Source organism: Thermopolyspora sp. NPDC052614, assembly GCF_040678635.1.
Lineage (GTDB): Bacteria > Actinomycetota > Actinomycetes > Streptosporangiales > Streptosporangiaceae > Thermopolyspora.
The window spans coordinates 94,326-108,806 of the sequence record NZ_JBFATZ010000012.1 but is presented as its reverse complement, the minus strand read 5'-3'; the positions used below and the strand labels follow the sequence as shown (position 1 = coordinate 108,806).

General features: G+C 72.5%; 12 protein-coding genes. 3 read left to right on the top strand and 9 right to left on the bottom strand.

The window, feature by feature from the left end; genetic code table 11:
- Positions 1-75: 75 nt before the first annotated feature.
- The 5 genes from AB0K60_RS24655 to AB0K60_RS24635 all read right to left on the bottom strand — a co-directional run bounded on the left by AB0K60_RS24655 (position 76) and on the right by AB0K60_RS24635 (position 5,902).
- Entirely contained in the window at positions 76-462 is a 387-nt protein-coding gene (locus tag AB0K60_RS24655) for an SCO5389 family protein (RefSeq protein WP_364059418.1), read from the bottom strand.
- Between the two features lie 210 nt (positions 463-672).
- A complete protein-coding gene (locus tag AB0K60_RS24650; protein ID WP_364059415.1) occupies positions 673-1,629 on the bottom strand; it encodes an ATP-binding protein in 957 nt (318 codons plus the stop codon).
- Between the two features lie 223 nt (positions 1,630-1,852).
- Complete coding sequence (locus AB0K60_RS24645) at positions 1,853-3,706, bottom strand: protein kinase (RefSeq protein WP_364059412.1); 1,854 nt, start codon at positions 3,704-3,706, stop codon at positions 1,853-1,855.
- Positions 3,707-3,940: 234 nt separating this feature from the next.
- A complete protein-coding gene (locus AB0K60_RS24640) occupies positions 3,941-5,323 on the bottom strand; it encodes an LCP family protein (RefSeq protein WP_364059409.1) in 1,383 nt (460 codons plus the stop codon).
- Between the two features lie 237 nt (positions 5,324-5,560).
- Positions 5,561-5,902, bottom strand: coding sequence for an MFS transporter (locus AB0K60_RS24635; protein WP_364059406.1), 342 nt, complete (start codon positions 5,900-5,902; stop codon positions 5,561-5,563).
- Between AB0K60_RS24635 and AB0K60_RS24630 the strand changes: the two genes are divergently transcribed.
- On the top strand, positions 5,895-6,686 hold the full coding sequence (locus tag AB0K60_RS24630) for an MFS transporter (RefSeq protein ID WP_364059403.1): 792 nt from the start codon (positions 5,895-5,897) through the stop codon (positions 6,684-6,686). The genes AB0K60_RS24635 and AB0K60_RS24630 overlap by 8 nt on opposite strands.
- A 52-nt stretch (positions 6,687-6,738) precedes the next feature.
- On the opposite strand, the gene AB0K60_RS24625 is transcribed toward AB0K60_RS24630, so the two are convergent.
- Positions 6,739-7,986 carry a PEP/pyruvate-binding domain-containing protein gene (locus AB0K60_RS24625; protein ID WP_364059400.1) on the bottom strand — a complete coding sequence of 416 codons (1,248 nt, stop codon included), beginning with the start codon at positions 7,984-7,986 and terminating at the stop codon, positions 6,739-6,741.
- A gap of 57 nt (positions 7,987-8,043) precedes the next feature.
- On the opposite strand from AB0K60_RS24625, the gene AB0K60_RS24620 reads away from it, so the two are divergent.
- Together AB0K60_RS24620 and AB0K60_RS24615 are read left to right on the top strand one after the other, a co-directional pair.
- Positions 8,044-8,448, top strand: a complete 405-nt coding sequence (locus tag AB0K60_RS24620; protein ID WP_364059397.1) for a DNA-binding protein — start codon at positions 8,044-8,046, stop codon at positions 8,446-8,448.
- A complete protein-coding gene (locus AB0K60_RS24615) occupies positions 8,445-9,080 on the top strand; it encodes a transcriptional regulator (RefSeq protein ID WP_364059394.1) in 636 nt (211 codons plus the stop codon). The genes AB0K60_RS24620 and AB0K60_RS24615 overlap by 4 nt, the downstream gene beginning before the upstream one ends.
- Positions 9,081-9,153: 73 nt before the next feature.
- On the opposite strand, the gene gndA is transcribed toward AB0K60_RS24615, so the two are convergent.
- The 3 genes from gndA to AB0K60_RS24600 all read right to left on the bottom strand — a co-directional run bounded on the left by gndA (position 9,154) and on the right by AB0K60_RS24600 (position 14,352).
- Positions 9,154-10,581, bottom strand: a complete 1,428-nt coding sequence (gene gndA, locus AB0K60_RS24610) for an NADP-dependent phosphogluconate dehydrogenase (RefSeq protein ID WP_364059391.1) — start codon at positions 10,579-10,581, stop codon at positions 9,154-9,156.
- A 349-nt stretch (positions 10,582-10,930) separates the two neighbouring features.
- Positions 10,931-13,336 carry a xanthine dehydrogenase family protein molybdopterin-binding subunit gene (locus AB0K60_RS24605; protein ID WP_364059388.1) on the bottom strand — a complete coding sequence of 802 codons (2,406 nt, stop codon included), beginning with the start codon at positions 13,334-13,336 and terminating at the stop codon, positions 10,931-10,933.
- Between the two features lie 2 nt (positions 13,337-13,338).
- Positions 13,339-14,352 (bottom strand): xanthine dehydrogenase family protein subunit M, encoded by a 1,014-nt coding sequence (locus AB0K60_RS24600; protein WP_364059385.1) that lies wholly within the window; start codon positions 14,350-14,352, stop codon positions 13,339-13,341.
- Between the last annotated feature and the right edge of the window lie 129 nt (positions 14,353-14,481).

Below are 14,481 nucleotides of genomic sequence, written 5' to 3'. Positions count from 1 at the left end.
GAGCCGCCCGCGACGTGCGGGCGGCGTGCCCGGCGACCTGAGGGGCTGGGCCGCCGGACACGCCGCCCGATGCGCTCAGCAGTCCACCAACTCCGGCTTCTGGTTGAGGATCTGCGCGCGGGGGGTGACGAACTCGGCGTGCGCCTCGGTGGCCGTCGGCGCGAAGACGGCGACCCTGTGGCAGTTCTGGAAGGCGAGCCGCACGCCGAAGTGGCGTTCCAGCGCTCCCCGCATGGCGTCGCTGGCCATGCAGCGCAGCAACTGGCCGCGGGCGGCCTCGTCGGGGGGCGGGACCTGGTTGTCGGCGAACTCCGCGCCGCTCCGGTCGCGCTCCTCGACCAGGCCGCTGATTAACGACCAGGCGTACGGCAGTGAGTCGCGGACGCAGGCGACGAACGCGTCGTCGTCCACCTCCCCGGCCTGTGCCCGCTCGAGCAGATCACTCGGGACGGTCAGCGACATGGCGTGCTCCTCTCGCATTGACATGGGTGAGGGGATGGCTTCGACGCTAGGCGGCATACGGGACCGGCTCCAGGCACCCTGAGGCGACACTCGTCGGACGAGAAGGCAAGGCGTGCGCCCCCTTGCGCGGCAATCGTTCCTTTGTTGTGGATGACGCCGATGGTGCCTGTTTTGGCCTGGAGTGTGACATTTGGCCCGTCCGCCCGGCGGTCATGCGGGGGATCCGGCCGGGACGGGACCGAAGGTGAAGTCGGGGTCGACTTGGGCACGGAGGTCCTCCCCGGTCGCGCGGTTCGCCCACGCCTCGGCGTTGCGCAGGTGGAACTCCACCGCCTGCCGGCCGAACTTCTCCCAGTCCTTGGGCTGGTCGTCGAGGCGGCGCAGCATCGTGGCGAGCGCCTCGCGGTTTGCCGGCTCCAGGTCGCCGAGCGTGAACGGGCGACCCTGCTCCATCGCGCGGACCGCGGGGGAGTGCTCCAGCCAGACGAGCAGATCGTCCCCCACGTGGTCGCGCAGGAACGCGACGTCGCCCTCGTCCTGCACCTTGTTGCCGATGACCGCGATCGGCACGTCGTAGTCCGCGGCGTACTCGCGGTACTGCCGGTAGACGCCGACGCCCTGCCGGGTGGGCTCGGCGACGAGGAAGGTCAGGTCGAAGCGGGTGAACAGCCCGGAGGCGAACGAGTCCGCGCCCGCCGTCATGTCGACGACGACGTACTCGCCCGGCCCGTCCACCAGGTGGTTGAGGTAGAGCTCGACGGCGCCGACCTTGGAGTGGTAGCACGCGACCCCGAGGTCCTCCTCGGCGAACGGGCCGGTGACCATCAGGCTCAGCCCCTCGGCCCGTACGCAGAACCCGCCCTGGAAGAACGGGTCGTCGAGCCGAACCAGCCGGGAGCCGCGGCCCGGCGGCGTGGTCTTGACCATCGCCGCGGCGGAGTGGATGCGCGGGTTGTCGCCGCGCAGATAATCCTTGATCTCGGTCAGGTGGCCGCCGAGCGGCTCCGGCAGCCGATCGTGCTCCAGCCCGAGCACCAGCCCGAGGTGCTGGTTGATGTCGGCGTCGATGGCGACGACGGCACCCCCCTCGACCGCTGCGAATCTGGCGAACAGCGACGACAGCGTCGTCTTGCCGCTGCCGCCCTTGCCCACGAAGGCAACCCTCACGTCCCCGATCCAATCCGAGAATGAAAATCATTGCAAGTGTCTGCGCCGACAATCATGCCACGTTCGCGACCCGCGCACACACGAAACGCCGCCGTGTTCCCACTAGATCGGGGAGTGCGGCGGCGCTGTTGACGCTGTTCAGATGGGTTCAGATGGTTTCAGGTGGGTTCAGATGGGTGTGGTCGGGTTCAGCCGGGTCCGGGTGGTTTCAGGTGTCTTCGGGTTACCGGGCGGGGAGGAGATCCCCTTCGGGGACGCGGTAGAGGCGGAAGGCGGCGCGCATGGTGGGGCGGAGGGCCGCCCACTGGTCGTCGGGGGTGATCCAGGTCAGGATCGTGGTGGTCTTACCGGTCCAGATCACGCGGCGGAGCTCGTGATAGACGGTGCCCTTGACCGCCCAGGGGTAGAGCGGGAGACCGGAGGCCCTCCAGCGTGCCTCCCACTCGGCGGCCTGGGCGTCCTTGAACTTGATGCGTTCCATCCGGACCTTGCGGTAGGACCTGACGGACGCGGACACGTTCGACTCGGCGTCCTGCAGCACGATGAGCGGGTCCTGGCCGCCCCAGTCGATGACGCTGACCCTGAAGTGACCCGTGCCGTCCGGGGCCGACCATTCCTGGTAGTCGGCGTGGTCCTCACGCTTCCAGCCGCGGGGGACCGCGGCCTCCCAGCCTGTGCCGGGTTTGTACCACTTGAGGGGTAAGCGGGCGGGCGCGGTCGGGGTGGGGCTGACGGGCGCGCCGGTGGGCGTGGCGGCGGACGCCGAGGGACCGGGGGCGGCCTGGGACGTGGCGGAGGGGCGCAGCAGAACCCATCCACTGATCGCCGCGACGATGAGCGCGCCGCCGGTGATGGCCGCGATCAGCTTGCCCCGCGATCCCCGCCGCCGGCCCGTACCGGAGGGCGCGGCGGGGGCGGCGCCCAGCCGTACGGACACGCCCGTGTCGCCTGGCAGCGGCGCCGACCCCGTCTTCGCATGCGTTGATCTCTCTTCAGGCTGCGATTCCGCGTGCGTCGCGAGCGTGCCGGAGCTCGTCACCGACGCCGCTCCCGGCCCCACACCCGGCCCCACACCCGGCCCCACACCCGGCCCCGCATCTGGCTCCACACCCGGCCCCACACCCGGCTCTGACTCGGACCGCGATCCCGACGGCGTCACCGGTTCGTACGGCGATCGGCCCACCGATCGGGGCGCCGCTCGGTCCGTCGATGGGGTCGCGGCCGTTGGCCGGGTCGTCGGTCGCGGCCCCGGCGTCATCGTCGGCGGGGCGGCCGATCGCCCGGATGCCCGCGTCGCGCGGGCCGCCTTGCCGCGTTTGGTCCGCGCGGGGGGCGCGGGGGGCGGCTCGGGCGGGGCGATCGCCTCCAGCATCATGTCGGCCTGCGCGGCCTTGATCCGTAAGGCGGGATCCTCGGTCAGCAGCCCGCCCAGCACCGGGCGCAGTACGGCGGGCGCCCGCTCGACGTCGGCCGCGGACTCCGGGGGCGTGCCCACGGCGGCGGTGTAGAGGGTCGCGCCCAGGGACCACAGGTCGGCGGCCCGGCCCTTGTGCGCCCCCTCGGGCGCGCGGAAGGGCGGAACCCCGTCCGTCACCGGTACGCCGAGGTCGGCGAGCGCGATCCGGCCCTCGTACCCGATCAGCACGTTGGCCGGCCGGACGTCGCCGTGGATCAGGCCCGCGGCGTGCCCGGCGGACAGCCCGTCGAGCACCCGGCGTCCGATCTGCGCGACCCGCTCGGGCGGCAGCGGGCCGTCGTTGGCCACGATCGCCCCCAGCGCGCGGGACGGCAGCAGCTCCATGACCACCCACGGCCGCTCGTCGTCCTCGGCCACGTCGTAGACGGCCACGAGGTTCCGGTTGGTGACGCGGGTCGCCGCGCTCGCGGCGAGGGTGATCCGCCGGATGAACTCGGCCTGCCCTTTGATGCCCAGCCCCGGCGGCGGCACGACCTCCTTGACCGCCACCGCCCGGTCGAGAAGGGTGTCGTGCCCCTCCCACACGGTGCCCATGCGGCCCTGCCCCAACGCTCTTACCAGACGGTACCGATTAACGACCAAGTGGCCAGGTGTACCCATCCGCAAGCCCCTTCACGGGCGACACGCCAACACCAGCAGAGCGGCAGTCTCCCACAAATCGCCCTAAGCGGAGCGACGGCCACGTGTCCCCATCAATGCCCGTGCGGCCGAGTTCATCCACGTGTGCCGTGACCTGTGGATCTCCGCCGAGACGCACACCCGCGCCGCGGGCGGGCGGGACGGTGAACTCCGGGGCAGTGAACTCCGGGGCGGTGCCGGTGCCACAGCCGCTCCTCAGACGCAGAACGTGTCGAGGCTGACCGGGGCGTCGGGCGCGGGGGACGGGGCGGGCGTGGCCGGTGCCCTGGGGGAGTGCCGCGGGCGGGCGGGGGAGAGGACGTCGGAGACCTTGCGGCGGATCAGGTGCCAGTCGGGGGCGGCGGTGTCGATGAGCGGCGGGACGAACTGCAGGCTCGTCATGCTCGAGTCGCCGGCCTTGACCGCCAGGTCGACGAGGGCCGGGAGCACGCTGCGTGGGATGTCGGTGGAGACGTAGCGCTTGGCGGCGTCGGCGATGCGCTCGAAGCCGCTCAGCACGAGAGCCGGGTCGGCCTGCCGGGCGACGGCGTGGAGCAGGCACTTCTGCCTGGCCATGCGAACGTAGTCGCTGCTGTCGCTGCGGGAGCGGCCGTACCAGAGGGCCTCCTTGCCGGACAGGCGGCGGGTGCCTGCGGGCAGCACGTGCCCCTGCCTGCCGTACGGGATGTCGGACTTGACGGTGATGACCACGCCGCCGATGGCGTCGATGAGATTCTGGAAGCCCTTCATGTCGATCACCGCGTAGTAGTCGACGGGGATGCCGAGGATGCCGCTGACCGTCTGTTTGAGCAGGGTGGGGCCCCGGCGACCGTCGGGCACGCCCGGGACGATGGCGGGGTGGTCCTCGGCCCACTGGTACACCTCGTTGAGCAGGCCGGGGGTGCGGGCCGTGCCGTCGCCGGTGAAGCCGTAGGGGAACCAGCGACGCGCCGGGCCGTCGGGCATCGGCACCCGCTCCAGGTTGCGGGGCAGCCCGAACAGCACGGTCCGGCCGTCACGGGTGTCGATGGTGGCGACCGTCATGCTGTCGGTGCGGGCACCGGGCCGGTTCCTGGCCGCGTCCGCGCCCACGAGCAGGATGCTCACCCGCGACCGGCCGCGCCACGGATCCTCGGCCTGCTCGTCCCCGCCCGCCGCGAACAGCGTGGTGAGCACGTCGCGCGAGACGTAGGCGACCCGCGCGGCGTAGGCGAAGGGCGCGATGACGAGCACGCACAGCGCGCCGACGACCAGGCGCGCGGCCACCCGGCCCGCGCCGCCGGTCCCGGGGGGCCGCACCGCCCGGTAGGAGAGGACCACCACGGCCGCCCAGACCGCGCCGACCAGCGCCAGCGCGAGGATCAGCCCGGTGAGCCACCCCGGCTGCACGGCGAGCGACACCAGGCGAAACCGCAGCGCGGTCACCCCGGCCAGCACCGCCCCGAACAGGGCGGTCTGCGACGCGAGCAGCGCGACGCCGACCCTGGACCGCCCGGCGAACAGGTGGGCCACGCCCCACAGCAGCGCCGACGCCACGGTCAGGGCGAGCGCGGAAGGCAGACCACGGCGTTCGCGGTGGGCTGGGGCGTCGGCGTCCATAACCCGATTAGTAACCCCTAACACGCCCATCAGACAGAGGTGACGCACGGCCTGTGGAAAAACTCGGCCATCCCTTGATCCACAGGGGGTTGCGGGCGGCGTCGTCACCGGCCCGACCGAGGATCGCCCGGACGCGCCCGGCGACCCGCGGTGATCGAAGTCGAGGGCATACGGCCGGTCGCCGCGGGTAGTGGCGGCGGCGAGGTGGGAGATGAGTGCGGTAGAAACCGGGACGATTCAGACTGACGTCCCCGCTCGGCTTGATCGTTTACCGTGGTCCCGATGGCACTGGACCGGAACGTGCCGCCGTACGAGCAGGATCGCCACGCCGAGCACGACGCCCAGCCCGAACGCCATCCGCCAGCCGACGTTGATCGGGAAGTCGTTGAGCAGCGGCACGGTGAGCAGCGCGCCGCCCGCCGCGCCGAGCCAGTAGCTGCCGTTGATGATGATGTCGATCCTGCCCCGGTGGTCGCTCGGGATCAGCTCGTCGATCGCCGAGTTGATCGCCGCGTACTCTCCGCCGATGCCGAATCCGGTGAGGAAACGGCACAGGAAGAAGCCCCGCTGGATGTTCATCCACGGCCGGGACCGGGAGGCCGACGAACTGGTCGCCGGCATCGAGGCGGAGGTCGAACGGGATACCGGCATGCGGCTGGAGCGCCCCCGTGAGACGATCACCATCCACCAGCGCCACTCGATCGGCTTCGGCCGCATTGCGCACACCATGGTCGCCCGCTACCCCCGCCGCACGGTGCTCGGCTTCTCGCTCTTCGTCGGGCAGGCGTTCCTCTACAACGCGATCACGTTCGGGTACGCGCAGATTTTGTCGACGTTCTACGACATCGACACCTACACCGGCTACTACTTCGCGGTGATCTGCGTCGGCAACTTCCTCGGGCCGCTGCTGCTGGGGCCGCTGTTCGACAGCGTCGGCCGCACACCCATGATCTCCGGGACGTACGTCCTCTCCGGCGCGCTGCTGCTCGTCACGGCCTGGATGTTCAATCAAGGCATGCTCAACGAGGTGACGCTGACCGCCTGCTGGTCGGTGGTGCTGTTCTTCGCCTCGGCGGGGGCGAGCTCGGCGTACCTCACCGTCAGCGAGATCTTCCCGATGGAGACCAGGGCGATGGCGATCGCGTTCTTCTTCGCCATCGGCACCGCGGTCGGCGGCATCTCCGGCCCGTTGATCTTCGCGAACCTGGTGGAGAGCGGAAACCCCGGCGACACCGCCCTGGCCTTCGCCATCGGCGCCACCGTCATGATCGTGGCCGGTCTCGTCGAACTCGTCCTCGGCATCGCCGCCGAACGAAAGGGCCTCGAAGCGATCGCGGCCCCGCTCAGCGCGCAGGCCGACTAGGTACGGCGGTCACGGCGAGCGCTTCGACGGGGAGGCCGGAGAGGCCACCGGGTTACCCGCCCGATTCCTGCGCGGAGGTGAGCCCCGTCGTGATGGTCCCGGCGGCGCCGTCGATGGTGACGGTGGTGTCGTCGCGGATCCGGGTCGTCGCGCCAGGGACGCCGAGTACGGCGGGGATGCGGCGCTCACGGGCGACGATCGCGGCGTGGGAGAGCACCCCGCCGGTCTCGGTGACGACACCGGAGGCGATGCGCAGCAACGGCGTCCAACTCGGGTCGGTATGGGGGCAGACGAGGATGTCGCCCGGACGCACCCGGGCGAAGTCGCCGGGCCCGCGGACGACCCTGGCCGTGCCGGTCACGGTTCCGCGGCTGCCCGGTGCGCCGCGCAGCGTCGCCGGTACGGCGGCCGGGGCACCGCGAGGCGCCGGTTGGGGAGCGGCGGTGACCGGCCGGGCCTGCAGGATCCAGACGCGTCCGTCGGCGAGCGCCCACTCGATGTCCTGCGGCCCGCCGAGCACGGCGGCGACCTCCCGGCCGAGCAGGGCGAGTCGCGTGGCCGTCGCGTGGTCGAGCGACGGCCGGTCGCGGTCGGCGGTGGGGACGTCGCGCGTCACGAGGCGGGTGCCGTCCCGGTCCAGGCGGATCCGCTTGTCCGCGACGGTGCGGGTGACCGACGCGTCCGCGGCGACGCGGTAGGCGTCCGGGGTGACCATGCCGCCGACCACGCTGGGGCCGAGGCCCCAGGACGCCTCGATCTCGGTCGGGCCGTCCGGGCGCGTGGGGGTGAACATGACCCCGGAGACCTCGGCGTCCACGAGGCGCTGGACGAGGACGGCCATCGCCGGCTCGCCGTTCGGCGGATGCTCGCCGGAGGCGCTGCGGTAGTGGACGGCGCGTGCGGTGTACAGCGAGGCCCAGCAGGTGCGGACCGCGTCGGCGACCGCGCCGAGGCCGTGGACGGCGAGCACGCTCTCGTGCTGCCCGGCCGCCGACGCCCGCGCGGTGTCCTCGCCGGCCGCCGACGAGCGCACGGCCACCGGACCGCCGCCGAGCCGGTCGAGTCCGTACGCGAGGGAGCCGAGGAGGCCATCCGGCAGCGCAAGGGCCTGGATCGCTCGCCGTACCGCGTCCGGGTCGGCCGATGGGGCGCGGCGCGGATCGCCGAGCGCGAGGCGATAGACGTCGAACGGGATGACGAAGCCGTCGGGCACGGGCAGACCCGCGCGCAGCAGCGTGCCGAGCGAGCCGGCCTTGCCTCCGCCGGAGTCCGCGACGGCGTCCCTGAGCGCGACGATCAACCGGATTCCTTCAACGAAATGTTGACAACAATTCGTTGATTCTCCAGGATCGGCCGCATGCACCGCAAGCACGACCCCGCTCACCCCGCTCACTCCGCGTACGCCGATCATGCTCGGGCGCGTCGCGAGCAGGACGCGCGTGACCGCCTGCTCGCCCTCGGCGCGGACGAGCTCCCCGCCCGCCCCTGGCGTCCGGCGCCCATCCCGCCGTCGGCGGTGGATCTCGCGCACTTCGCGCTCTGGCGGTCCGCGCGCACGGCCCCCGAGGATCTCCTCGCCGCGCTCGCGCTCCTGCCCGCCGCACGCGCCGAGGTCGAGGAACTCGAGGCCGGGCTGCTCCTCACCGCCCGGAGCGCGGGCCTGACCTGGGCGCAGATCGCGGACGCGATGGGGTTCAACTCCCCGCAGGCATGCCAGCAGCACTACAACCGACTGACGGCCCGACAAGGTGGCGACCCGTGACCCAGAACTCCCCGCTCGACCTGTTGGTCCTGCACAGCGTCCGCATCAAGGGGTACGCCGACACCCCCGCGATCGCCCACCGCTTCGATCTCGATCCCGGGCAGACCCTTGAGGCGCTGCGTGACGCCGAGGCGCGCGGCTGGGTGACGCACACGGGCTTCGCCGACCTCCAGGGCTGGTCGCTGACCGAGGCGGGCCGGGCGGAGAACGAGCGCCGGCTCGCGGCCGAACTCGCGAGCGTCGGCGCCGCCGACGAGGTCCGTGCCGTCTACCGGGAATTCCTCCCGCTCAACGCCCGCCTGCAGAAGGCGTGCACCGACTGGCAGCTCCGCCCCGCCTCCGGCGACCCGCTCGCCGCCAACGATCACTCCGACCCCGCCTGGGACGCCGCGGTCCTCGACGAACTCGGCGCGATCGACCGCGCCCTCGCCCCGCTCGCGGACCGCCTCGACGACGTACTCCTCCGGTTCTGCGGCTACGACGCCCGCTTCAGCGCGGCGCTGCGACGCGCCCGGGCGGGCGACGGCGGCTGGATCGACCGCACCGACATCGACTCCTGCCATCGCGTCTGGTTCGAGCTCCACGAGGATCTCATCGCCACCCTCGGCCTCGACCGCAACGCCGAGCCCTGATCCCGGTCCGCCGAATCGCATCAGGTCGTCGCGCGGCCGGTTGAGAAGCCCCGGCCGCGGCCGGGGCGTGGCATCAGGAGGAGATCTCCGGGCGGTCGGGGAGCTCCCAGCGGGTGTGGAAGGAGCCCTCGCGGTCGGTACGGCGGTAGGTGTGGGCGCCGAAGAAGTCCCGCTGCGCCTGGGTGAGGGCGGCGGGGAGGCGTTCGGCCCGCAGCGCGTCGTAGTAGGCGAGCGAGGTGGCGAAACCGGGCGTCGGGATGCCGATCTGGGCCGAGATGGAGACCACGGTGCGCCAGGAGTCCTGGGCGTCGCCGATCGCACCGGCGAAGTGGTCGTCGGTGAGGAGCGTGGGCGTGCTCGGGTCGGCGGCGTAGGCCGCGCGGATGCGGTCGAGGAAGCCGGCGCGGATGATGCAGCCGCCGCGCCAGATCGTCGCCATCGCGCCGAGGTCGATGTTCCAGCCGTACTCGTCGCCGGCGGCCTGGATCTGGTTGAAGCCCTGCGCGTAGGCCACGATCTTGGAGGCGTACAGGGCCTGCTCCACGTCGTCGGCGAAGCGCTGCTCCAGCTTGAACCGGCTCGGGCCGGGCAGCCCGCGCGCCGCCTCGCGCAGCCTGGCGTGCCCGGACAGCGACCGGGCGAACACGGCCTCGGCGATGCCGCTCACCGGAACGCCCAGGTCCAGGGCGGTTTGCACGGTCCAGCGGCCGGTGCCCTTCTGCTCGGCCTGGTCGAGCACGACGTCCACGAACGGCTTGCCGGTGACCGGGTCGGTGTGCGCGAGCACCTCCGCGGTGATCTCGATCAGGTACGAGTTCAGCCGTCCGGAGTTCCAGGTGCGGAACACTTCGGCGATCTCCGCGGGCGGCATGCCGAGGCCGTGCCGCAGCAGGTCGTACGCCTCGGCGATGAGCTGCATGTCGGCGTACTCGATGCCGTTGTGCACCATCTTCACGAAGTGCCCGGCCCCGTCGGGACCGACGTGCACGCAGCAGGGCACCCCTTCGACCTTGGCCGCGATGCTCTCCAGCAGCGGGCCGAGCGCCTGGTAGGACTCGGGAGACCCGCCGGGCATGATGCTCGGCCCGTTGAGCGCCCCCTCCTCGCCGCCGGAGATGCCGGTGCCGACGAAGTGCAGGCCGCGCTCGCGCAGCTCGCGTTCCCGCCGCCGGGTGTCCTGGAAGTGGGCGTTGCCGCCATCGACGATCATGTCGCCGGGTTCGAGCAGCGGCGCGAACTCCTCGATCACCGCGTCGGTGGCCGCGCCCGCCTTGACCATGATCACAATACGCCGGGGACGTTCCAGCGACCGCACGAACTCCTCGGCCGACTCGGCCGGCACGAACGTGCCCTCGTCGCCGTACTCCTCCACCAGCGCCTTGGTCCGCGACGCCGTGCGGTTGTGCACCGCCACCACGTGACCGTGCCGGGCGAGATTGCGCGCAAGGTTCCTGCCCATGGTCGCCAGGCCCGTGACGCCGATGACTGCCTTATTCGCCATGTTTCCCACTCTCTCTCTCACCTCAGTGCTTCTCGCTCCCCCGTGCGGAGAATTTCACGCGGCTTGCCGCGCTTCACACAAGCAAAGACGCGAGTCGTGTTCTTCCGCGTCCGACGGCGATCGCGTAAACGGCCAGGCTGCGGCCTTGCCGGACGATCGGAACGCGGGGCGGCGGGTTGGGCGCCGGTCGAACGTTCCAGGCGCGATCATCATCGGCATCAGCAGGGGGTACGGCCCGCCGCGCGGCCCGGTTCAGGGCCCTCCGAAATGATCGTAAGGGCGTGTCCTCGCACGATACCGTGCGCAACGGCGGCTCGGCGGTGGGCGGCGGCGGCGCCTTCATGGATGATCAGGAGCCGGAGCCGCCCGTTCCGCCGGCATGTGGCATCGCCGGTAGGCGGGTGACCAGCCGGTCGAGCCGGATGGGCAGGTTGCGCACCCGCACCCCGGTCGCGTGGTAGACCGCGTTGGCGATGGCGGCGGCCGTGGCGACGATCCCGATCTCCGCCACGCTCTCCATGCTCTGCTCCGTGCTTTGCTCGCGGCCCTGGTCCCGGCCCTGCTCGCGGTGCTGGTCCCGGCCCTGGCGCGGTTCCCGCGAGCCCGTGCCGAGGCCGTCGTCTCCAACCCAGCGCACGTCGATGTTCCCCACATCCGCCGAGGTGGCGATGAGGTAGCGCGAGAGGTCGTCGTTGAGGAAGTCCCCGAACGTCTCGTCCAGCGCGCTGTGCTCAAGCAGGGTCATCGACAGCCCCATCGTCATCGCCGCGACGAACCGGGCACGCGTCTCCTCCGGGTCGGCCACGCGCCCCGCCGCGAACACGCCGAGCAACCGCGGCACCCGCACCTCGCCGGTGTCCACGTCCACCCGCGCCTCGGCGAACTGTGCCCCGTACGCGTGCCGCGCCCGCCGATACCGTCCGGCAGGGTCCGCCGCGTGCTCGATCAGGGCGTCAGGCAGGGCGGCGGGGAGGGTGGCGGTCGCCTCGCGCGGCGGCCCGACGCCCCTGGTGGCGCAGGGAACCGCCGCCGGGCCCGCGCCGAACGGCCCCGCGTGCGCCTCGTCCTGGCCGAGAAGCTCCACCAGCGCCTCACATGCGCGAACCACCGCCGGGGCCCACGTCACGGCGCCGCCCGGTCCACCGGCCCCTGGTCCACCGGCCCCTGGTCCACCGGCCCCTGGTCCACCGGCCCCTGGTCCACCGGCCCCCGGTTCACTGGCCCTCGGTTCACTGGCCCCCAATTCGCTGGCCCGCGGTCCGCCACCCCGCAGTTCGATTCGCACCCGCTCGGGAGCGACCCGCAGCGCGTCCGCCGCGATCTTGTTGAGCGCCGCGCGCTCGTCGGCGCGCATGCCGGGCGCGGGGATCCGCACCCGGTACCGGCCGTCCGCCTCCAGCAGCGCCGTCGCCTCCGCCGGCCTCGCCCACACCGGGCACGTCGAGGCGGCCACGCCGGTGCCGACCAGCCACCGCCCGTCGCGGCGCACGCCCGGCGTGGGGTCACGCCCGGTCCAGCCGAACAGCTCGGCCCCCTCCCGCAGACAGGCGACGAGGCTGAACGAGCGCGGCACACGCCCGTGCGCGTCCGCCTCCGGCTGGTTGCGGACGCGCAGCTCGATCGGGTCGAGGCCGCAGGCGATCGCCAGCTCGTCCATCGCCGACTCCAGCGCGAACAGGCCCGGGAACTCGCCGTGCGCCCGCAGCCACGACGGCGTCGGCACGTCCAGCGGAACGATCTCGCGGGTGACGCGGCGGTTCGGCGCGAGGTACATCGCGGGGGCCATCCGCATCACCGGTTCGCCGGGATCCTTCAGCACGGAGGTCTGCTCGACGGCATGGTGCGCGATCGCGGTGAGCCTGCCGCACGCGTCGGCGCCGAGCCGTACGCGCTGGATGATCGGGGTGCGATAGCCGGTGACGGCGAACATCTGCCGCCGGGTGAGGGCCGCCTTCACCGGACGGCCGGTGACCTTCGCCGCCATCGCGGCGAGCACGGTCTGCGGACGCACCACGCATTCGCCCCCGAAACCGGCGGCGTGCTGCGGCGCGATCACCCGCACGAGTTTCGGCGGCAGCGCGAACAGTCCGGCCAGCACCTCACACACGGCCGAGGCCCCCGGGCACGTGTCGTACAGGGTCAGCCCTTGGTCCTCCCACACCGCCACCGTGGCGTGCGGCTCCATCGGATTGTGGTGGTACGCCGGGGAGGTGTAGGTCAGGTCCACGCTGACCGCGGCCTCCCGCAGCGCCCGCTCCACGTCCCCGTGGCCGGTCTCGCCCGGTTCATGATCCGGCGGCCGGTACGCCCGGGGATGCCCGGCATGCAGCACGACGTCGTGGGGCTTGGCGACGTACTCGACCTCGATACGCGACGCCGCCTCGTACGCGGTCTCCAGCGTCTCGGCGACCACGGCCGCCACGAACTGCCCCCGATGGGCGATCTCGGGCGACTGGAACAGGTTCAGCTCTGGATCGTCGGACGTGCCGAGCCCGGGGGCGTTGCCGTGCCACAGCACCGCGAGCATGCCGGGCAGGGTGGGCGGCGTCTCGCAGTCGACGGACGCGACCTCGCCGCGGGCGATCGCCGACTGCACGGGCACGACGTAGGCGAGCACGGGGCTGGGGGCGTGCTCGGCGGCGAACAGGGCCCGGCCGGTGACCTCGTTCCAGCGCTCCTCCCATGGCCCGGGCTCCCATGGCCCGGGCACCGCGCCGCGGCCTTCGGATCCGCTCCGGGGAACGCCATGCGTCATGATCACTCCATCAGTTCGGTGAGCGTACGTACCAGCAGGTTGCGGGCGAGCGGCACCTTGAACGCGTTGTCCCGCAGCGGCCGGGCCGCGGCCAGCTCCGCCCGCGCCGCACGGGCGAAGTCGGGCTCGGCGGCTCGCGCGCCGCGCAGCTCCTCCTCCGCGCGCACCGCCCGCCACGGCATCGGCGCGATGCCGCCGAAGACGATCCGGCAGTCCCGTACGGCCCGGCCCTCCGCGAGCCCGCCCGTCTCGCCGTCGTTCCGGACCCCCAGGTCGAGCACGACCGCCACCGACACCACGGCGAACGCGAACGACGCGCGGTCGCTCACCTTGCGATAGCGGGACCGCGCCGTGACGCGCGGCGCGGGCACCTCGATTCCGGTGATGAGATCGGCGGGTTCCAGCACCGTGTCCCGCCGCGGATCGTCGCCCGGCGGCCGGTACAGCCCGGTCAGCGGCACCCGGCGCGGGCCGGCGACGCCCTCGACGCACACCGTCGCGTCGAGCGCGGCCAACGCCACGGCCAGGTCGGAGGGGTGCGTGGCGACGCACGCCGCCGAGTGCCCGATGATCGCCAGGTTGCGGTGCTCGCCGTTCCTCGCCGGGCATCCGCTGCCGGGCTCGCGCTTGTTGCAGGGCTTGGTGACGTCGTTGAAGTACGGGCACCGGGTGCGCTGCAGGAGGTTTCCGGCGACCGTCGCCATGTTCATGATCTGCCCGGAGCCGCCGCGCAGCGCCGCCTGCGCCAGCATCGGGAACCGCCGCCGTACGGCGGGGTGCGCGGCGAGGTCGCCGATCCGCACCGCGGCCCCGATCCGCAGCCCGCCGCCGTCCTCCTCAATCCGGTCGCACGGCAGCCCGGTCACGTCGACCAGGCATTCGGGCTCGACCACGCCGAGCCGCATCAGATCGACGAGATTGGTCCCGCCGCCGAGATACACCGCTCCCGGCGTCTGTTCCACCGCCGCGAGGGCCGCCTCCACGCGCCGGGGCCGCTCGTAGTCGAAAGGTCTCATGACGCGGGCCTCTTGACGTACCTCATGGCGGGCCTCGTGACCGACCTCGTGACCGGCCTCTTGACGTACCTCATGGCGGGCCGCATGACGGGCCTAGTGACGGGCTTCATGACGGGCCTCATGACCGGC

Coding starts and splice junctions, on each gene's coding strand:
- AB0K60_RS24655 (WP_364059418.1), bottom strand. CDS start 462: ATGTCGCTGACCGTCCCGAGTGATCTGCTCGAGCGGGCACAGGCCGGG.
- AB0K60_RS24645 (WP_364059412.1), bottom strand. CDS start 3,706: ATGGGTACACCTGGCCACTTGGTCGTTAATCGGTACCGTCTGGTAAGA.
- AB0K60_RS24640 (WP_364059409.1), bottom strand. CDS start 5,323: ATGGACGCCGACGCCCCAGCCCACCGCGAACGCCGTGGTCTGCCTTCC.
- AB0K60_RS24630 (WP_364059403.1), top strand. CDS start 5,895: ATGTTCATCCACGGCCGGGACCGGGAGGCCGACGAACTGGTCGCCGGC.
- AB0K60_RS24635 (WP_364059406.1), bottom strand. CDS start 5,902: ATGAACATCCAGCGGGGCTTCTTCCTGTGCCGTTTCCTCACCGGATTC.
- AB0K60_RS24620 (WP_364059397.1), top strand. CDS start 8,044: ATGCACCGCAAGCACGACCCCGCTCACCCCGCTCACTCCGCGTACGCC.
- gndA (WP_364059391.1), bottom strand. CDS start 10,581: ATGGCGAATAAGGCAGTCATCGGCGTCACGGGCCTGGCGACCATGGGC.
- AB0K60_RS24605 (WP_364059388.1), bottom strand. CDS start 13,336: ATGACGCATGGCGTTCCCCGGAGCGGATCCGAAGGCCGCGGCGCGGTG.
- AB0K60_RS24600 (WP_364059385.1), bottom strand. CDS start 14,352: ATGAGACCTTTCGACTACGAGCGGCCCCGGCGCGTGGAGGCGGCCCTC.